Origin of the sequence: Phormidium yuhuli AB48 (assembly GCF_023983615.1) — a bacterium.
GTDB classification, from domain to species: Bacteria; Cyanobacteriota; Cyanobacteriia; order Cyanobacteriales; family Geitlerinemataceae; genus Sodalinema; species Sodalinema yuhuli.
Genome location: NZ_CP098611.1, coordinates 1,701,497 through 1,720,474, shown reverse-complemented (window position 1 = coordinate 1,720,474; position 18,978 = coordinate 1,701,497). Strand labels below are relative to the sequence as shown.

Sequence of the window (18,978 nt, the reverse complement as noted above, 5' to 3'; positions counted from 1 at the left end):
CCCAGGACTAGACCGGCGCGAACTCGGCCCCCAGACCCCTGGACTGAGAATGCTGGGCTTAAACTAAACCGCCTCAATCTTAGCCTTTCCATCCGCCATAAGTCTGTCAAGGTTTTTTGAGAACGCCTTAACCGATTCCGATGCGGCTTTGACTCTGTTCGAGTTGAGCCAAGAGGCTATTGCGATCGCGAGCCGGTTCCAAACAACTTAACCCCTGACAGACTAAGCCAACGGCCCCATCTGGCAATTCCTGTACCTGTTTCAGCACTGTTGCGGGCAAATAGCGTTCCTTCAACTGAGCCATTTCGGCAGCGGTTGTTCGGACCAAGGTAGCATTCTGGAACCAATCCAAAGCTGCAAACAAACTGGGACAAGCCTGGGGCATCTTTTGCAAAATGGCGAGGAAGGCATTTAAGACCGCTTCGGCCCGCTGCAAATAGAGCAATTCCTCCCCATAGAGGGACAAACGCACTAAATTCATCGCCGCCACCCCATTGGCGCCAGGGGTCGCATTGTCGGTGTAGGCTCGTTCTCGCACAATTGCCCCGCCACTGGTATCCTGGGCGGCATTATAGTAGCCTCCCAACTCATCACTCCAGAGATGCTCATCAAACTCCGCTTGCACATTGATGGCTGCATCCAGATAATCCGGCGCTCCTGCCTCGACTAAATCTAAGAGAGCCTTAACAAATAGAGCATAATCCTCCGATTGGGCTAATACCGAGGGAGTTCCCTCATAGTTCAGCCGATAGAAGCGGCCCTCAATCCATTGATGATTGAGGATAAAGTCGGCAGTCTTGGCGGCCATGGTCAAATACTCCGGTTCCCCAAAGGCCACCGAGGCCCGAGCCAACCCCGAGATGACCAAACTATTCCAAGCCACAATCCCCTTGGTATCGGTGACGGGGGGAATGCGACCGGCCCAATCCCTCGATTTAGCCTCCTGATTATCCCGTGCGGGGGGGAAGGGCTGCTCCCGGCTCACTCCCGCACCATAGCGCCCCTCAAACAGGCGTTGTAGAGCCTCTTGCGCCGCTTCACTGAGGACTCCTGGCTGGCGACGCTGTAGGACGATCTTGCCCTCAAAATTCCCGGCTTTGGAGATATAGAATTCTGCCTCTAGGGCCTGATACTGCTCCGGGGTGAGTTGTTCCCGTAACTCAGCGTCAGACCAGACATAAAAGGCGCCCTCTTCGGGTTCTCGCTCTTGGGGACTGGTGAAATTATCGGCATCTTGAGCGGCGTAAAAATAGCCTTCCGGGGCCATCATCTCCCGTTTGAGCCAGGACACCGTGAGTCTCACCGCCCGAGCGATGGCGGGGTCTTGGGTGCCAGAACACCATAAATCGGCAAGATATTCGAGAATTTGCCCATTGTCATAGAGCATTTTCTCAAAATGGGGAACTGTCCAAGTGGCATCGACGGTATAGCGGTGAAATCCGCCCCCTACCTGGTCGAAAATCCCCCCAAGCACCAAATCAAAGCCTCGTTGGTCGCAGCGGGGTTGAGCGACAAAGTCTTTATCCAACTGAAAGCGAGTTCCCCGGAGGGCAGTTTGGGCGTAGGGCATCATGGGGAAACAGGGGGCCCCTTCCGGTTCCAGGACTCGGATACTGGCTTCTAATCCCCGTTGTAGGAGTTGGTCATTGAGGAGGGAGCTGTTCTCAATCTGTTTGAACTCTGGGGGAAGTTCGGCGGCTTGTTGCAAGGCCGTCAGCATATCCTCACTGATGCGGTCTAGCTTTTCCTTTTCGTTGTCGTAGTAGTCCCGTAACTGGGTGAGAACTTGTAGGAAGCTGGGCCGACCATAGCGGGGTTCAGCGGGGAAATAGGTTCCCCCATAGAAGGGGACGAGACTGTGGGGGAGTAAAAAGACGTTGAGGGGCCAGCCGCCTTGTCCTGACATGAGTTGCAGGGACTGCATATAGAGGCTGTCGATATCGGGGCGTTCCTCGCGATCGACTTTAATGGGGACAAACTGCTGGTTGAGATAGTCGGCAATCTGGGGGTCTGAGAAGGCTTCTCCCTCCATGACGGTACACCAGTGACAACTGGAGTAGCCCACGGAGAGAAAGATGGGTTTGTTCTCCTGGCGAGCTAATTCGATGGCTTCATCACACCAATACCACCAATCGATGGGATTCTCGGCATGTTTGCGCAGATAGAGGCTTTGACTGTTGGCGAGACGATTGGTCATGGGACTGTGTGTTGTACGATGGACAAGTCTATGGGGGACATCACAACAATGGGAACAGCCCTTCAACAGTTATGTTAAGGGTCTGATTGTCGTATGGCTCTGGTGCAGGGGTTAGTCTGAGGGAAGTTGGCTAGGGCGCACGTCTAGGGTGAGTTTTTGTTCACCTCGTGCAATTGTCAGTTCCAGAGCTTCACCAATGGGGCTTTCTTCCACAATACGCTGCACCTTTTCAAAATTCACTACTGAGACCTCGCCAATCTGGAGAATGACATCTCCTAGTTGTAGGCCGGCGGCTTCGGCGGGGGAGTTGGGGACAACATCGATAATCAAGACCCCTTGGTTAACGGTCAGTTTGGGGAAGTTTTCGGTTTGGTCTAAGTCAGCTTTAAGGTTCGCATCAAGGGTTTTGAGGCGAACTCCGAGATAGGGATGTTGAGCGACGCCATCGTTGATGAGTTGCTGTCCGACCCGTAAGGCGGTTTTGATGGGGATAGCAAAGCCCAACCCTTGGGCCCCGTCGAGGATGGCGGTGTTCATGCCAATGGCGGCCCCTGAGGCGTTGAGGAGTGGGCCACCGGAGTTCCCGGGGTTAATGGCGGCATCAGTTTGAATGAAGCCGACGCGGCGGTCGGGAACACCAATTTCGCGGCTACTGCGTCCGGTGGCGCTAATGATGCCCATGGTGACGGTACTATCTAGACCGAGGGGATTGCCGATGGCGATCGCCCATTCGCCGGGTTTGAGGTCATCGGAATCGCCGATGGGGACTGGGGCCAGGCTAACGCCTTCAAGTTTGACGACGGCTACATCGGTGACGCTATCTCGTCCGAGGACTTGGCCGCGGACGGTTTGGCCATCATGGAGAACGACTCGCACTCGGTTGGCATTGCCCACAACATGGGCGTTGGTGAGAAGATGGCCCTGGTCGTCAATGACAAAGCCGGTTCCTGCGTTTTGGGAGTAGGAAGAGGGGGGGATGGGGTCTAGCAGGTCAGAGGGTCCTAGGTGATCTTCAGAATAGAGGCGCTGAGGCTCAATGCGTACGACGGAGGGTTCTACCTGACGCACGGCGCGGACAATGAAGTTGGTCTGGTCAAAGTTGCGATCGCCCGTTTGGGGAGTCGGGATTGGGATATCTTCAGCAGAACCCGCCGCTGGAGTTTCCGGGGTATCCGGGTTGAACTCACGTTGATTTCTTTCAGACTCCGAGGAGGAGGATGGGGGGGGAACGTCAACTGGGGCCGGGTTGGGATGTTGCCCTTGCTGGATGGCGATCGCAACCAGTAGGCCCAGAAAGAATATCCCAAAGCCCATCGCCGACTGAGTCCTGGGGCTTTTTGACGTTTGGCGAGACAAGGCCATTGACCTCTGTTGCACTGCGGTTTGGATGTCTTAGTTTTATTATAGGGGGTCTGGGGGACATCGGTATCTGGGAAAACTATCTCGGTTCTGGGGGACCCCCGTGCTGGCTGATGCCCGGACAACTGGCTATCTCGGCTTAAGGGTATCGGCAAATTTGTTGATAAATCCAGCGACTTGTTGGCATTCAAATATCATGATTTCTAAACATCCTGAATCGTTAGATTTAAAGCCTTTGGCTCCCTATGAGGACCGGCTCCTCAATGCTCTAGCCTTTTTTCGGACTCAACGGGATAATTCGACTCAGGCTCGTCACTGTTTGAGTATGTATTTGCGGCAATCGGAGGCGCGGATTATGTCTGAGGTCAGTTTTTATGCTCAAGAGGTGGGGTTAACACCTAGGGAATTGTTGGAGTTAATTTATGAGAATCCTAACCAGGCACAATCTCTGATTCAGGATAAGTTGGGAATTGATATTTTTGAGGTGTTTCCCAGTGAACCGTAGGGGCGAAAATTTTTTCGCCCTATCATGTTGTTCCCACAGCCAACCACCCAGTCGCGAAAAATGAATCCCTGCCAAGGTGCGATCGCGCTTCTGCTTCACGTGACTCTTTCCTCATTCAAAGCTATCGAGACCTGGACTGTACTGAAATGGAAATTAAATCGATTACTTTAAAAAATATTGGACTCTTTGAACATTTGGAGTTGCCTTTAGCCCCAACACCGCAAAATCCCAGTAATATCACGGTATTTGTCGGCAACAATGGAGCTGGGAAAACATCTATTTTGAACGCATTAACCATCTCACTGAGTTGGTTTATTGCCCGTCTCAGTACAGAAAAAGGGCATGGCAGTTATATCGCCGAAGATGACATCCTCAATGGCGCTAATGGGGCGACCATTAAAGTCCAGGTTTGTGATTCCGTTGAGACATCAGTTTACCCTGATAATACGGCGAGAGATAATGACGTTCAGTGGACTATTGCCAAAACCAAAAAAGGACGTAAGACCAATTATAACAGTCAACTAACAGATTGCAGCCGCTTAGCCAGCTATTATCGGAATGCCTTAAGCCAAGATGCTCAGGTCAGCCTCCCCCTTATTGCTTTCTACCCGGTTGAGCGAGTTGTTCTCGATATTCCGCTAAAAATCAGAACTAAACATACTTTTCTGCAACTAGACGCTTATGAAAGTTCTCTCAGTCAGGGGGTTGATTTTCGTCGCTTTTTTGAGTGGTTCCGAGAACGAGAAGATGCAGAAAATGAGTCGGGAATTTCTGATGAAGTCCTGAATCAACTGAAGCCTCTTGCTGAGACCCATCAAGATATATGGCAGGTGTTAAAGGAACTCCAAGCGTCAGCCAAAGACCGCCAATTAACCGCAGTTCGTACAGCTATCCGCCGCTTTATGCCCCATTTGGACAACCTGAGAGTGCGTCGGAAACCTTGTCTCTATATGGCGGTTGATAAAAATGGCGAGACGTTAAATGTTGCTCAACTGTCTCAAGGTGAAAAATCGTTAATGGCTTTAGTGGGAGATATTGCTCGCCGTCTTGCGATGCTGAATCCTGCTTTAGAGAATCCATTGATAGGAGATGGTATTGTTTTGATTGATGAAGTTGATTTACATTTACATCCGTCTTGGCAACGTCGTTTGTGCGATCGCCTACTTGACACCTTTCCCAATTGTCAGTTCATTCTAACTACCCATTCTCCTTTGATGATTAGTGATTGCAAAAACATTTTGGTTTATGCTTTAAATAATGGTAAAATTCAAGAATTACCGTCCCAATATGGGCAAGATGTTAATACAGTCTTATTGGATGTTATGGATACTAGCATTCGTGACCCAGAATTTGAGTCTAAGCTTAACGATTTACTAGATGCTATCCAAGACTCTAATCTAAGCCAAGCTCATCAATTGCTCAGGGAACTCATGGCTGAGCCAACCCATCAAAATAATTTAGAATTGGTTAAAGCCAAACTATTACTTCGTAAACAAGAGTTGCGTCATGCGAGCCATTCATAAAGGGGCTGAACCGACTAGCTTAGTTGCCTGGAAACGTGTCAATCCTCAAAAACAGTATGTCGATTTAACTCCAGATATTCGTCGAGACATTCGAGAAAAAGCATTAAAAGAGTAATTCTATCTGGGTCTTCAGGATATACGGTGTAATTTGTTGCATTTTATACAAAATTGTAGGGTCATAACCCACCCCTGCCCCTCCCAGGAGGGGATTTTTCGCCCCTACGGCGGATTGGACAACCTCAAGACGGGGTGCTGGAACCTTTTGCTCCGGTGGTCATAAACATTTTGCGAGGTTGGCTCAACTCCTAACGATTTAGGGTTTTCAGGAAATGGTGAAACCCTGACCGTCGGGGCAATCCCTTGCGGTTGCCCTCCAGGGGGGAGCGCGTCATACTGGGAAAAGGTCTATGAGGAGAAGCAGCGATGTGGCGGCGACTGTGGCGTTGGCTGAAGCAATTGTGGGCGAAATGGCGCGGGACTTCCTCTCCAGTTGGCGAGTCTCCTCAGACAACCCCAGACTTGGTCTCCCTCAGTGATTCCCAGTACGAGACCCTGTTTTTTGGACTGCTGGACGGCGTAGAGGCGGGATGGACCGCGCAACAGGTGGCGGACCACTTGCAAGGACGGGCGCAAGACCCCTGGTTTCTCAATTGGTTACAGCGGTTCAGAGATACGCTGATGTCGTCTCCGGTTCCGAATCAGGAACTGGCGCGGCGCATGGTGCGGTTGCGAGGCCAAGGTTGTGACCCGGTGGGGGAAACGGCGGCGGAGATTGGTGAGGCGTTGCTGGCGCGGGAGATACCGGAGGAGGTTGAGAGGGAGAGTGAGGAGGAGGTGTCGGAGACGGGAGGGGAGAGGTTGCCGGTTTTGAGTGAGAGTGAGGAGGAGGCGGAGGTTTGGTTGGAACGTGCAAGGGCTTCCTTAGATGCTGGGGCAGATGAAGAGGCTTTGGAAAACTGCGATCGCGCCCTAGCTCTCAATTCCAATGACGACATGGCTTGGCACAACCGAGGGATTGGGCTTGGTAACTTAGGGCGATACGAGGAGGAGGTGGAGAGTTATGATCGTGCCCTAGCTCTCAATCCCAATCTTTACCAGGCTTGGGGCAACCGAGGGAATGCGCTCAATAACTTAGGGCGATATGAGGAGGGGCTGGAGAGTTGCGATCGCGCCCTAGCTCTTAATCCCAATTACGACCTGGCTTGGGTCAACCGAGGGGCTATCCTATGCAACCATTTACATTTATATCGAGAAGCTTTAGAGAGTTTTGATCGCGCCTTAGCTCTCAATGCCAATCTCGACCTAGCTTGGCACAACCGAGGGGTTGCGCTCAATAACTTAGGGCGATATGACGAGGGGCTGGAGAGTTGCGATCGCGCCCTAGCTCTCAATCCCAATCTCGACCTAGCTTGGCACAACCGAGGGAAGACGCTCTATAACTTAGAGCGATATGAGGAGGCGCTGGAGAGTTATGATCGCGCCCTAGCTCTCAATCCCAATGACGACCTGGCTTGGCACAACCGAGGGAATGCGCTCGATGACTTAGGGCGATACGAGGAGGCGCTGGAGAGTTGCGATCGCGCCCTGGCTCTCAATTCCCAGTTTGACTGGGCTTGGCTAAACCGAGGAATTGCAATCGGCAAACTCATGCATTCCGTGATGACTCCCCTCACCATTCAATATCCCCAACTCGCCCAACCCGGCTATCCCGGACAACTTGCCACCTACGACCAAGGACTGCAACACTGCACACGAGACACCCATCCAGAAGGTTGGGGGTTATTGCACTATGTCAAAGGACGATCGCACTACGCCTACGCTCATCCCAAGCTGTATCTGCAAAATCGCCACAATTACTTCAGCAAAGCCCGAAGCGAATACCTCACCGCCCTAGAAACCCTCACCGCCCTAGAATTTCCCGAATGGCATCTCAACGTCTTACGGGATCTCGCCCGCGTCTACTCCAGCCTCGACGAGCCAGACACCGCAGCAGAAGTCATGCGACAGGGGGCAGACGTACTGCACCAATACCTCGACAGCCTACCCAGTCCTGGCAAGAAACGCCAGCTACAATTCGAGTTTGCTGACTTCCAACAAGCCACCGTAGACCGTCTCGCACAGGAGAGCAACGACATCGCCGCCTGGGAACTGGCCGAACGGGGGAAAAACACCTGTTTAAGCTGGTGGTTGCGCGGTTGGACTGATGAATTTGTCTCCGCCACCGCCGCAGCCGCCACCGCCTTCGCCAACCATGACCAGGCCCCTCTCATAGACTGGCATTGTAGCCCCACCGCCCTCAATATCTTCCTCATTCAACCGGGACAACCGCCGCAGCGGCTCGATGCTGCCACCTCCGCTAGAGAGCGTTACTGCGCCTTTCAGGACTGGTGGCAGGCTTGGAACCGGGACTATCTCGACTACCGAGACAGCAAGGACAAATCCCACAGCAACCCCGACCATCCCTGGCGACAACAACTCCCGCAACGCCTCGATGAATTAAAGCAACTGCTCGACATCGATCGCATTGTCGCCCAACTCGCGCCCCCCAACAGCGCCGCACCCCACAGCATCCCCCTCATTCTGCTCCCCCACAAGGAACTGCACCTGCTGCCCCTAGAAGCCCTATTTCCCGACTGTTTCGCCATCTCGCGCCTCCCCTCGGTGCAGACAGGACTCACCCTACAACAGAACCGCCAACCGGCCACCGCCTCCTTCCTCAGCATTGACCCCCAGGCGGAAGATTTGCCGATGGCCGATTTCGAGTCAGCGGCCATCCGCCATCTCTACGCCACCACTCCCCTGGAAAGCAACGCCGTCACCCCGGAGGCGGTTCTCAACCACCTGCAAACCCCCCATCGCCTGGCTCACTTCACCGGCCACAGTTGGCACGAGTTCCCCAATCCCGCCGAGTCGCGGCTCAGTCTGGCTCAAAAGAGCGCCCTCACCCTCGGGCAGATGTTGGAGAAGCTGGAGAACCTCAGCAGTTATGATTTGGTGAGTTTGGGGGCCTGCGAAACGGGCATCGGGCGGGATTATGACCTGGTGACGGAATATGTGGGTTGGGCCAGTGGCTTGCTGGCGTTGGGGGCCAAGTCGGCCCTAACCTCTCTGTGGTTGGTGCAGTCTGACGCGAGTGCGCTGCTGATGGTGCGCTTTTACGAGTTGCTCAAGCAGGGACAGTCCCCCGCTGTTGCCCGAAGTGCTGCGGTGGCCTGGTTGCGCCAACTGACTCAGGCTGAGTTGCAAGGCTGGTATGAAGACTGGCTGGCCGGTTTGCAAGACCCTACAGCAAAAACCTGTCTCCGCCGAGCGGTAAAACGACTGGCTAAGATGGAGAAGAGATGCCCCTACGACGATCCCTATTTCTGGGCGGCGTTTGTGGTGTCTGGCCTCGATGAACCTCACCCCCCTTCAACCTGATGAAAGCAACCTCTCGCATTACTCTGAAAGCGTTTCTCCTCAGCCTCTCGGAACGGGACGAACTCCCCCCTGAGTGGCACTCTCAACTGGTTCAGTTTGACTGGAACAGCGACGGGGGACTGGCGGCGGTGGATGAGTGGGCCAGTCAACATCTCAACCCCAGCTATGATTGTTGGTGCGATGAGTTGGAAGAGCCTCTGGCGCAACGTTCTAAGGCAGATGCACCTGACCCCAATTGGGAGGAAGAAAACGGATGGACGCAGGATGAACTCGGTAATTTGCTACAACAACCCCAGGAACACCTGATCGAGACAGCGAAAGCAGTGTCGCAAGATCTCAAGGTTTGGCAGAAACTACGCGATCGCCTGTTCGGACGACGAGCTAAAGGTTAATCTCTAGGAAACTCCCGGAAACTCCCGCGCCAGATTGCAGATGACTTCAACGGACGATCTCACTTCATCCTCTTTTGAGGAAAAACCCTTCATTTATCCCACGTTGGATTGTTTGCTGTACGACGTGCGCGAGATATTGGGAGAGTCAGAGAAAGAAAAAAAGGCTCGCCGCCGCAAGTTCTGGGAGAAAGTTTATCAAGAAATTGAAGACAAACAGCTTGATACACTTCAGCAGCATGAGCGCGATGATGGAGCCAATAATCTTCTACTCGACAAGAGCGAAAAGCTATTTGGATCGAACAGCGAACACGATGAGAAGCTTGACGGCTTCATTTGGCCAGTCAATTTAGAGGACATTTATGGGCTGTATCTAGGAACATCAGGGCGCTATCTAAACGCAGCATCCAATCCACCCCAGAAAAACGACGAGCCGCGTCCTCTCGCCGCCATTAACGACCTCAAACAGCAAATTTTAGGTCAACTCGACCCAAAGGCTATATCTCTGGATAAGCGCCGTCGAGAGCGCCATGGGAGCTTGGGGGAAACCTGGTTGATTTGGGCAAAACAAACAGACGGGCGATTACCACAAGACCTGGCACAAGACATTTATGCCCGTCTCCTTGGCTCAGTTCCCAAGGATATTCACCACCATTTAACCTTGACAGGACATGTAAAACATGGGGATCTAAATGCCCGTTTCTTTGAATTTGAAGCTACACCCACATTTTGGAATGTAGAATGGCACAAATTTTTAGATTTTTATCCCCACGTCTGCGTTCTCCTGTTTCCTGAATCGGAGAATCTCGATGACATTCGGACATGGATGGGTAAGGAAGGCTGTCTAAATTTCTTACGCTGGTTCGGTTTTCGTAACAAGGTGAGGTGGGCCAAGTGGAACAGCCGACAACTCAAGGCGGAACTCAAGGGAAACTATGCAACAGTGAAACGCCGATATCAGCAAGTGCGCGATCGCCTCAAGTCTAAAACGGTCAACTTGGCAGAACTTCAGAAGGATTTAAGTGAATGTTTGAGCGATCGCGCGGAGTACGCGGAGAAACTGGTGCTGCTGGATGCACAGCAACACGCGATCGCCATCAACGCCAGAAACTACGAACAACGCCAACGCCGCTTAGGGTTAGAACTCCAGCGGACGGAACATTGCAACTGGAACCCTGATCGCGATATCGAACAAATCCAGTTCGATCGCGACAACTTGGAAACAGGCCTGACACTCCTGGATCATCTCATCCGCAACATCGAAGGAGTGATTCAGATTGAGCAAACGAGGGGCGATCGGGCTTTGAATCAAACCGTGGGAATGGCGGGTGTGGGGTTGGCGACGGGGGCGATCGCCGTGGCGGTGGCCACCACTCACCCCCAGCAACCGCCTAAACCGCGAGATATCGTCACGGCCCCGGCGTTTTGGTGGAGTGTACTGGTGGGAATCGGGTTTAGTGTCTTGGTGGCGATTTTGCAGGCGATTGCCCGGCGAGGACGGGGTTAAGGTGCAAGATGCGAATCCACTGCGGGGGTTCGATGTTGGCTCGGTTGATCTGAGCTAACATCGAACCCATTAGCTCAAACCTCAATCACTCTGGGTCTTCAGGTAGCGAGACGACATTCGAGGTTTATTCAAGCAGGATTATTTGGGATGGTGAGTATCGAGATATCCCTGTTAATGAATCTGAGACAGATCCTTTAGTCGGGATGAGTCTACTTTTCGGCTATGACTTGAGGATTCAAACCGTGATAGGGGGGATCGTCACAATTGAAGAGTTAAAGTAGATAAAGTTGGTCGGTGTGGTACGGTCTAAAAACCCTGTTGGAGCGGATTTACTCAGTTTTTTGGTGCATTGCAAAGTTTTCTGTCAACCGCTCAACACGACCGTTATGCCACTTTGGTTACGGTCGGTGGCAGATGTTGAAATGCCTGCCGTAGCAGAGATCAAAATGCGCTAGTATCAAAGAGCACTTTTCCGGTTGCTCTGGCGTGGACTTCGAGATTATTAGCGATATCACAAAGGTTGAGGTGATTGCCACAGGAACAGGAATTCGTGATCGAGTACGATTGCGGAAGCAATATGGTCAAGGGAAGTGGAGAACGTTGAAGGGTATTGCCCAAGTTCAGCTTCCAAACGGTATGATACGGTTAGCGGAGATCCACTGGTATGAGGCTCATGGGGTCAGCAAAAAAGAGTTCAAGCTCAAGCTACCGTTTCTAGATTAACTATGAAAACCGAGCAAGTCCGATCAAATCAGTTCGTGGGATGCCTGAATAATGAAGGCTATAAAGCATCATTGGAAGTTGGCAAAATATACCGAGTGATTGTTGATGAGGAAGCGAGCAAAAACGGGCTGGTTCGAGTTATTGATGAGAGCGGTGAGGATTACGCTTTTTCTGCAAATCGGTTTTACCCGATTGAAGTGCCAAAGCCTGTAGAAGAGGTACTGTTAGCAGCGTGTTAGCGACAGCGGCACAACGCAATCGTTAAATCGTATCAAGGTGGGGATGTGATGTTTTTGGAGACAATGCCTACTTTTCAACAACATTGGCAGGCTCAGGGAAGTCTACCCGCTTTCCAAGAGCGCGATCGCGCTATGCTCAATCTGCCTGAGAGCGGCGATCATCGATAGAATGGGGATAAAGTTCTGGGTGAAGTAGCAAGGACTGAGTTGCTTGAGCGGGCGATCGCCGAATTGAAAACTTTGCCGGCTGATGAGTTAAGATGCGATCGCCCCTCGTTTACTTACTGAGATGCTAAGCTTGGGTAGCGACGCTGTGTCATTAGCAATAGAGCCATGTCTAAAACAATAATTGAGCGGCAAGATCTTGTTGAGGTAGTCAATGCTCTGCCTGATGAGGTTTTGGTAGAGTTGGCAAATTTTCTTGACTACTTACGCTATAAAACGTCTCAGGATAAAAAAACCGATCTTGGTCAACAAAACTTTTTGCTCTCTGTTGCCGGCTTAGGTAAATCTGGTCAACAAGATGTTTCAGAGCGGGATGAGGAGATCCTCCTTAATGAGATTGACCCTGTGTATGGGTGGAGTTCCCAGTCAAGTCCTTTGGCATGACAGCAATACTTGACACCAGTTTTTTGTTTGCGCTCACGGATCAGAGCGATCGTCATCATCAGCGAGTGCTGGCGGTTGCTCAAAGCGTAAATGAGCCATTAGTACTACCTGTAGCTGTTCTACCTGAAGTCTGCTATCTAATTGCATCAAGATTGGGTCATCAAGCAATGCGTCGTTTTGTGTCCAGCATGACACCTAATACGGTTCAAGTTGAACCTCTCATTCCAGAGGATTTAGTACGAGTGCATGAAATTTTGGAACAGTATGCTGATAACCAGCTTGATTTTACAGATGCTGCGATTGTTGCTACTGCTGAAAGGTTAAACATCACTCGCGTTTACACGCTTGATCGGCGAGATTTTTCGGTTATTCGTCCAAGCCACTGTGACTACTTTGAGTTGTTGCCCTAAAATACCAGCTAACAACCGGACGAGCAAAAATGGGAAACCCGTTTTGCGACAACGACAAGCGCGATCGCACTATGCTCAATCTACCTGAGAGCCGCGATCATCGATAGAATGGGGATAAAGTTCTGGGTGAAGGGGCAATGATTGAGGTGCTTGAGGGGGCGATCGCCTTTGTTACCAGCCTTACCTGAAAGTGAGCAGAATGCGATCATCGTTGGGAACTAGCGATACTGCCCAAGGAGGGAGTGTAAGGCCTGCATCGGGGGCGTAAGTCATCCGTAGAGGCATCTGCCGTTGAATTGGGAAGCCCCGTCCCCTTGTGGGCGGAGTAGTTCACTTGTAAGATATTATGAAGGGGAACAAAGAGATGCCTAGCGATTAGGAGCCAGTGTATGCAAGCAATTCTGTTAAGCCGCGAGCAGGTTGGGCATCGAGCAAAGCAACTGTACGAGGGTGGAATCCGTCAAAAGGTCGAAATTGACGAGAATATTGGCAAGATGGTCATCATCGACATTGAGACAGGTGACTATGAGGTCGATAAGACTGGCTTGCAAGCCTCTCGCAATCTGAGTAAGAAACATCCAAATGCTAGACTCTTTGGCATTCGGATTGGATACAATGTTGCCGTCTCCTTTGGTGGTGTCATGGAGCGTGTTTACAAGTGATTTCTGGGATTGTAACAGATACACACGCAACGGTCGCTCTAACGTTCTTATTACCAAATGGCTCAACTGTTTCTATCGAATTTGTCATCGATACAGGATTCACAGGAGAATTGTGCCTTCCGCTAGAAGCAGTTTCACTGATGGGTTTAACCTTTAGACACGATACTTTTGCAAATTTAGCGGATAACAGCGAAGTATCACTCCCCCTTTACGAAGCGGTTGTCCTTTGGGATGGTACGGAGCGGGATGTTTTGGTCATTGCGACAGGAAGGCGACCTCTGCTTGGAACCGCTTTGTTAGATGAACAAGAGTTGGTGATTCAGTTTATAGAGGGTGGATTGGTGACGATTGACGAGTTGTAAGAGCTTGTCGGTGCGTGACAGTGCAGGCTAACAATTCAAATGCAGCGGACGGACTAAAGCTGCTGGTGCTAAGTTTGAGGTTGTCTGCCGCCGTTGAGCTTCACCGTTAAATCTTATTAAGGTGGGGATGTGATGTTTTTCGAGACAATGCCTACTTTTTAACAACATTGGCAGGATCAGGGAAGTCTACCCGCTTTCCAAGAGCGCGATCGCGCTATGCTCAATCTGCCTGAGAGCGGCGATAATCGATAGAATGAGTATAAAGTTCTGGGTGAAGTAGCAATGACTGAGTTGCTTGAGCGGGCGATCGCCGAATTGAAAACTTTGCCGGCTGATGAGTAAGATGCGATCGCGGCTCGTTGACTTGCTGAGATGCTAGAATAGAGTGGTAACCCTGTGTCAGTAGCAATATAGCTATGTCTAAAACAACAGTAGAGCAGCAAGATCTTGTTGAGGTAATAAATGCTCTGCCTGATGAGGTTTTGGTAGAGTTGGCAAATTTTCTTGACTACTTACTAAAAAATAGAGGATTAAAATGATTGTTACTCTAGATCTGCCAGCAGAATTAGAAGATGAACTGTCTCTTGAGGCATCCCAGTTAAAGCTACCTATAACAGAGTATATTTTGCGTGTCCTATCGTTTCGTCCGTTTCTTCAAAATCCGCCAAAAACAGGTGCAGAACTTGTTACTTACTGGGAAAATAGCGGAATTATCAACTCTCGTCCTGATATTACCAATAGTCAAGAATATGCTCGCAGATTACGTCGTGAAGCCGAAACCCGTGAGTGATTCTAGGTGGCTCCATGTATTTACTTGATACCGATATTTTTATTGACATTCAAAGAGGCTTTACACCTGCTTTAAGTTAGTTTGCCTCTCTCCAAGAACTGCCAAATATTCCTGGCTTCGTTATTATGGAGTTGATTCAGGACGCACAAAATAAGCAACAAGTTCGTAAAGCCTTGCAACTTGTCGCACCACTACCTGTAGTCTGGCCTACTGAAATTGACTGTGCGCGTGCTCTCTCAGATTTCACGACTTACCATTTGTCACATAAAGTGGGATTAATTGATGCTTTGATAGCTGCCTGTGCTGTAGGTCAGGGCTTTACCCTTTGCACCTTCAATACTAAGCATTATCGAGTCATTCCAGGACTAAAAATGGAGCAACCGTATAACCGCTAGGCACAGGCTAACTTCACCGTTAAATCTTATCGAATTGAAAACATTGCCGGCTGATGAGCAAGATGCGATCGCTGCTCGTTTACGTACCGAGGAGAGCACTATTGCTTAAAGGGGTGAGCAACGTTGCGTTCAAGCCATGCACTAGGCTTATTGCTAAAATATTGGTGTAAAGTTCAACTCAGGTGCAATATGTCCCTAATGAGCACCCCAGCAAAATTCCAAGCAACCTCTCCTCCTCTACGCTGGGATGAAGCGGGGGGTATCCGTATTGGTTCGAGCCGAGTGACTCTAGATAGTCTACTCGCTGCATACCATAATGGCTCCACTCCTGAAGAGATCGCTATTCAGTATTCAGTTCTTCATTTAGAAGATATATACAGTGCGATCGCTTATTATCTAAACCATCGTCAGGAAATCGACAATTATTTAGAGCAGCGCAATCAAAAAGCCCAGCAACTCAGAGAAGAACTTACTCAAAGGCATAACCTAGTCGATCTGAGGCAGCGCTTGCTTACTCGTCAGTCACAAAAAGAATCGAGATAAAATGCGCCTTCTAACTGAGGAAAATTTTAACGGCATATGGCTGCCAGTTTTCGGCGACATCCACAGCACTTAAAGGATTTAGTTGATACTATGATTGCATGGCATCCAGATCGAGTGGTTTTAGCTCATGGTCGTTGGTATCCGCTTGATGGCACTGCCGAACTGCGCCGCGCTTTTCGTTGGCTTGAATGACTGAAGTGGAACGCCAGCTAACACTTCAGTGGAGCCGATGGTCGAGGCGATCGCCCAATATTACCATGACGACCCCGCCCCCCTGCCCTGGCTGAAGCAGGCGTTCCCAGCCGCACAGCGGGAATGGGTACGCAGGATTGTGGCCCGGGTAATCGATAGAATTTACTCCAATGACATCGATGAGCCAATGTAACAATGGTTATAGCCCCGTGAGCAATAGAGAAAAGTCACCCTACAATTACACCTGAAGAGGTCATCCTACTATGAGTGTCATCATTTCAGACGAAATCTTGCAAGCGTCTCGGCTTACCCCCAGTGAGTTTCGGCAGGAAATTGCATTACACCTGTTTCAAACGGGCCGTTTAACCCTGGGGTATGCCAGTCAACTCGCGGAGATGTCACCTAACACCTTTCGTCAACTCCTCAAACAGCGTCATATCCCCCTTTACTCCTACGATGTTGAGGATTTTGAACTGGACTTGAAGAATCTACGGGAGTTGGGGCGACTGTGATTGTCATTAGTGATACATCAGTCATCACGAATCTAGCTGCCATTCAAAATGAGGCGAGGTTAGATCCGGGTGAATCTGAAGCGATCGCCCTTGTCCTGGAACTCAAGGCTGATTTGCTGTTAATTGATGAGCGTCGTGGTCGAGCAGAAGCCGATCGCTTAGGAGTGAGAATTACAGGTTTGCTGGGTATTTTGGTTGAAGCTAAACGCAAAAATTTGATTGCTACCGTCAAGCCATTGATAGACGCTATGATTGCCACATCAGAATTTAGAGTCTCTCCAGCCTTGTACAACCAGATTTTGGATATGGTGGACGAAACTTAATTCGGTTCTTCCGAGTCCCGTAGAGTAGGCGGATGACCAAAGCCTCTGGGTCATCCCCAAACTTAGCCAGGATGGCCACCACTTCCGGGCGCGAGAACACAGTGGGCAACCACTTGGGGCGCTGGGGCCGCTCAAGGACATCAAGGTCTGGCAAGGGAAGGTCAAGAACTTAGCGGTAGAGAACGAGCAAGGCACTGAGGGCAACGTTTTGGGTGGAGGCAGCCATTTTTTTAGTGACCGCGAGGTGAGGAGATAGGTAGGCGCGGACTTCTGGTAGTCCCATCTCTCTGGGGTGGCGTTTTTGGTGAAATAAGATGCAGTCTGGGATATAATCGAGATGGAACTTCTTGGTTTTGCGACTGAGATGCCGGAAGCGGATGGCTTGGCGCACGCGATCCAGAAGTTTAGGCGATTGAGGCACTTCCATGACAGGACTTGCGCTAAAAGACGACCAAAGCGGGTGTTATCCTGCATGTGCAGACGCGTCCGGTGAGCGCGACCGTTAGGCAGACGATTTCTCTCCAGCGATAGGTTGTGAGCATACAACGGAGATAAAAAATGCTTGAGGCACCAAAACTAGAACACGTTTTAGCTCATCGTCAACGAAAGGATGGTGCCGCTTGCTGCATAGTTCTTGCACCACCATTTTCAAAAATTGGAAAGGACGAAGTAATACCGCGCATTGGTTATCTCGACAATCGCTCAGCACATTATATTCATTTCTACTGTGCAGGCTATGGAGGGTACTGGCATCCGAGTTGTATTCCAGACATGCAAGACATAGGAAAGGTTAAATACGAAAATAAGACCATGATTCCATGGGCATTTAGTCAAAAGCTCTTTGGTGAATTCGTCAGCCAGCTTGAGAGTGCTACAACATGGAGATACTCAGGAAATACAGAACTTATACTTCTAGACCCGCAAGTTGATTTCTCCAATGCTTTAGTTCTGGATTTAGACGCGATGATACGTGATGGTGGCATACAACACTCTGCGAAACTCTTTGAAGCGATTATTCGTTATTGTCGGGAGTATGGCAGGAATTTGTCTGCATACCACTTTAGTGATTTACAAGGTACAAGAGAAGCTGGGAAGGCAACTTTAGAAGCACTTTTAACCTTACTACCCAAACCTGTCCAAGGTCTTTGGCAAAGGGGACATCACTATGCAATCAAAGATATTGCAGCTTGATTCCAGATGCCTAACAACGCCCATGCATACCGACCGTCGAGAACTGCTCGGTTATGATACAAAGGTGATCTGCGGCGGGTGATGGGCAACGTTAAATCTTATCAAGCTGGGAATGTGATGTTTTTGGCAACAATGCCTACTTTTCAACAACATTGGCAGGATCAGGGAAGTCTATACGCTTTCCGAGAGCGTGATCGGGCTCTGCTCAATCGGCCTGAGAGCCGCGATAATCGATAGAATGAGGATAAAGTTCTGGGTGAAGTAGCAATGACTGAGTTGCTTGGGCGTGCGATCGCCTAATTGAAAACTTTGCCGGCTGATGAGCAAGATGCGATCGCTGCTCGTTTACTTACTGAGATACCAGAATGGAGTAACAACGCTCTGTCATTAGCAATGCTGAAAGGTTAAACATCACTTGCGTTTCCACGCTCGATGTAACAGTGGCTTGAAAAGAAGGAAAGTGAGAAAATAGGGTAGAACACCAAGACAATATCCATGCCCAGGAAGATTCGAGAGTTGAAAGCTCAGGTTGCCCGTGAAGGATTTGTTTACTTGCCCAAGCGTGGCAAGGGTAGCCATGAACGTTGGCGACATCCTTTGATCGGAAAAACACTGACTATTCCAGGCAAGGATGGAGATGATGTGCCACTCTACCTAGAAAAACAACTAGAAAAGTTACTTACTGCACTCAAAGAGTTAAGAGAGGACGAGGATTCATGAATCGATACAGCATGATTGTTCAGTGGTCTGATGAAGATCAGCTTTTCTTGGTCACAATTCCCGAATTTGCTGACCTTGTCGTGATGCCTTGCACTCACGGAAAAACTCGTGAAGAAGCAATTCATAACGGTGAAGAAGTCATAGAAATGTACTTGGAAGCTTGGCAGGCAGAAGGTGAAATGATTCCCGAACCCAGAACACTCCAAGTGGCTTGACGCTTTTGGTATAGCAAGCGAAGGTTCGGTGAGGACAATCTTTGCTGAAAAAGGGCACACCACCACTTCGACTATCGCTCAGCGACCAGGGATTGCCCCTACATAGTTTTTGTCCTATCTATACCTCCTATTTATTGCCATAATACAGAATCAGGTCAAAGTTCTGCATGAGAAAAAGCCCCCTGAACCCAA

At 50.1% G+C, this 18,978-nt stretch carries 24 protein-coding genes; 21 read left to right on the top strand and 3 right to left on the bottom strand.

Annotated elements, in window-relative coordinates; genetic code table 11:
• Nucleotides 1-127: 127 nt before the first annotated feature.
• Nucleotides 128-2,197, bottom strand: a complete 2,070-nt coding sequence (locus tag NEA10_RS07430) for a thioredoxin domain-containing protein (RefSeq protein ID WP_252664691.1) — start codon at nt 2,195-2,197, stop codon at nt 128-130.
• 111 nt (nt 2,198-2,308) lie between these two features.
• Complete coding sequence (locus tag NEA10_RS07425) at nt 2,309-3,553, bottom strand: trypsin-like peptidase domain-containing protein (protein ID WP_252664690.1); 1,245 nt, start codon at nt 3,551-3,553, stop codon at nt 2,309-2,311.
• A gap of 199 nt (nt 3,554-3,752) precedes the next feature.
• Between NEA10_RS07425 and NEA10_RS07420 the strand changes: the two genes are divergently transcribed.
• From NEA10_RS07420 to NEA10_RS07345, 18 genes are all read left to right on the top strand, one after another.
• Nucleotides 3,753-4,061 carry a hypothetical protein gene (locus NEA10_RS07420; RefSeq protein WP_252664689.1) on the top strand — a complete coding sequence of 103 codons (309 nt, stop codon included), beginning with the start codon at nt 3,753-3,755 and terminating at the stop codon, nt 4,059-4,061.
• Nucleotides 4,062-4,207: 146 nt separating this feature from the next.
• Nucleotides 4,208-5,584, top strand: a complete 1,377-nt coding sequence (locus NEA10_RS07415; protein ID WP_252664688.1) for an AAA family ATPase — start codon at nt 4,208-4,210, stop codon at nt 5,582-5,584.
• On the top strand, nt 5,568-5,699 hold the full coding sequence (locus NEA10_RS20830; protein ID WP_258719056.1) for a hypothetical protein: 132 nt from the start codon (nt 5,568-5,570) through the stop codon (nt 5,697-5,699). The genes NEA10_RS07415 and NEA10_RS20830 overlap by 17 nt, the downstream gene beginning before the upstream one ends.
• Nucleotides 5,700-6,007: 308 nt before the next feature.
• Nucleotides 6,008-9,004, top strand: a complete 2,997-nt coding sequence (locus tag NEA10_RS07410; RefSeq protein ID WP_258719055.1) for a CHAT domain-containing protein — start codon at nt 6,008-6,010, stop codon at nt 9,002-9,004.
• Nucleotides 9,004-9,396 carry a hypothetical protein gene (locus tag NEA10_RS07405; RefSeq protein ID WP_252664687.1) on the top strand — a complete coding sequence of 131 codons (393 nt, stop codon included), beginning with the start codon at nt 9,004-9,006 and terminating at the stop codon, nt 9,394-9,396. Before NEA10_RS07410 ends, NEA10_RS07405 begins: the two co-directional genes overlap by 1 nt.
• Nucleotides 9,397-9,436: 40 nt before the next feature.
• Nucleotides 9,437-10,900 (top strand): GumC domain-containing protein, encoded by a 1,464-nt coding sequence (locus NEA10_RS07400; RefSeq protein ID WP_252664686.1) that lies wholly within the window; start codon nt 9,437-9,439, stop codon nt 10,898-10,900.
• A 725-nt stretch (nt 10,901-11,625) separates the two neighbouring features.
• Nucleotides 11,626-11,862 carry a hypothetical protein gene (locus tag NEA10_RS07395; RefSeq protein WP_252664685.1) on the top strand — a complete coding sequence of 79 codons (237 nt, stop codon included), beginning with the start codon at nt 11,626-11,628 and terminating at the stop codon, nt 11,860-11,862.
• A 333-nt stretch (nt 11,863-12,195) separates the two neighbouring features.
• The gene (locus NEA10_RS07390) at nt 12,196-12,471 is read left to right on the top strand and encodes a hypothetical protein (protein ID WP_252664684.1); all 276 of its coding nucleotides are present in this window, start codon (nt 12,196-12,198) and stop codon (nt 12,469-12,471) included.
• A complete protein-coding gene (locus NEA10_RS07385; protein ID WP_252664683.1) occupies nt 12,468-12,881 on the top strand; it encodes a type II toxin-antitoxin system VapC family toxin in 414 nt (137 codons plus the stop codon). Before NEA10_RS07390 ends, NEA10_RS07385 begins: the two co-directional genes overlap by 4 nt.
• 389 nt (nt 12,882-13,270) lie before the next feature.
• On the top strand, nt 13,271-13,543 hold the full coding sequence (locus NEA10_RS07380; protein WP_006669830.1) for a hypothetical protein: 273 nt from the start codon (nt 13,271-13,273) through the stop codon (nt 13,541-13,543).
• Nucleotides 13,540-13,905 carry a clan AA aspartic protease gene (locus NEA10_RS07375; RefSeq protein WP_252664682.1) on the top strand — a complete coding sequence of 122 codons (366 nt, stop codon included), beginning with the start codon at nt 13,540-13,542 and terminating at the stop codon, nt 13,903-13,905. Before NEA10_RS07380 ends, NEA10_RS07375 begins: the two co-directional genes overlap by 4 nt.
• A gap of 416 nt (nt 13,906-14,321) precedes the next feature.
• A complete protein-coding gene (locus NEA10_RS20825) occupies nt 14,322-14,444 on the top strand; it encodes a hypothetical protein (protein WP_258719054.1) in 123 nt (40 codons plus the stop codon).
• Complete coding sequence (locus NEA10_RS07370) at nt 14,441-14,695, top strand: hypothetical protein (protein WP_252664681.1); 255 nt, start codon at nt 14,441-14,443, stop codon at nt 14,693-14,695. The genes NEA10_RS20825 and NEA10_RS07370 overlap by 4 nt, the downstream gene beginning before the upstream one ends.
• 98 nt (nt 14,696-14,793) lie before the next feature.
• On the top strand, nt 14,794-15,090 hold the full coding sequence (locus NEA10_RS07365; protein ID WP_374111900.1) for a PIN domain-containing protein: 297 nt from the start codon (nt 14,794-14,796) through the stop codon (nt 15,088-15,090).
• A 198-nt stretch (nt 15,091-15,288) separates the two neighbouring features.
• On the top strand, nt 15,289-15,633 hold the full coding sequence (locus NEA10_RS07360) for a DUF433 domain-containing protein (RefSeq protein WP_252664679.1): 345 nt from the start codon (nt 15,289-15,291) through the stop codon (nt 15,631-15,633).
• A gap of 220 nt (nt 15,634-15,853) precedes the next feature.
• Entirely contained in the window at nt 15,854-16,018 is a 165-nt protein-coding gene (locus tag NEA10_RS07355) for a hypothetical protein (RefSeq protein WP_252664678.1), read from the top strand.
• 70 nt (nt 16,019-16,088) lie between these two features.
• Nucleotides 16,089-16,337 carry a UPF0175 family protein gene (locus tag NEA10_RS07350; protein WP_252664677.1) on the top strand — a complete coding sequence of 83 codons (249 nt, stop codon included), beginning with the start codon at nt 16,089-16,091 and terminating at the stop codon, nt 16,335-16,337.
• Nucleotides 16,334-16,660 carry a PIN domain-containing protein gene (locus tag NEA10_RS07345; protein WP_252664676.1) on the top strand — a complete coding sequence of 109 codons (327 nt, stop codon included), beginning with the start codon at nt 16,334-16,336 and terminating at the stop codon, nt 16,658-16,660. Before NEA10_RS07350 ends, NEA10_RS07345 begins: the two co-directional genes overlap by 4 nt.
• A gap of 169 nt (nt 16,661-16,829) precedes the next feature.
• Here NEA10_RS07345 and NEA10_RS07340 read toward each other — a convergent pair whose 3' ends face one another.
• On the bottom strand, nt 16,830-17,087 hold the full coding sequence (locus NEA10_RS07340) for a site-specific integrase (protein WP_252664675.1): 258 nt from the start codon (nt 17,085-17,087) through the stop codon (nt 16,830-16,832).
• A gap of 131 nt (nt 17,088-17,218) precedes the next feature.
• On the opposite strand from NEA10_RS07340, the gene NEA10_RS07335 reads away from it, so the two are divergent.
• The 3 genes from NEA10_RS07335 (at nt 17,219) to NEA10_RS07325 (ending at nt 18,786) form a co-directional block, all read left to right on the top strand.
• Complete coding sequence (locus tag NEA10_RS07335; RefSeq protein WP_252664674.1) at nt 17,219-17,851, top strand: hypothetical protein; 633 nt, start codon at nt 17,219-17,221, stop codon at nt 17,849-17,851.
• 495 nt (nt 17,852-18,346) lie between these two features.
• Nucleotides 18,347-18,571, top strand: coding sequence for a type II toxin-antitoxin system HicA family toxin (locus NEA10_RS07330; RefSeq protein WP_252664673.1), 225 nt, complete (start codon nt 18,347-18,349; stop codon nt 18,569-18,571).
• The gene (locus NEA10_RS07325) at nt 18,568-18,786 is read left to right on the top strand and encodes a type II toxin-antitoxin system HicB family antitoxin (protein WP_252664672.1); all 219 of its coding nucleotides are present in this window, start codon (nt 18,568-18,570) and stop codon (nt 18,784-18,786) included. The genes NEA10_RS07330 and NEA10_RS07325 overlap by 4 nt, the downstream gene beginning before the upstream one ends.
• Nucleotides 18,787-18,978 lie beyond the last annotated feature (192 nt).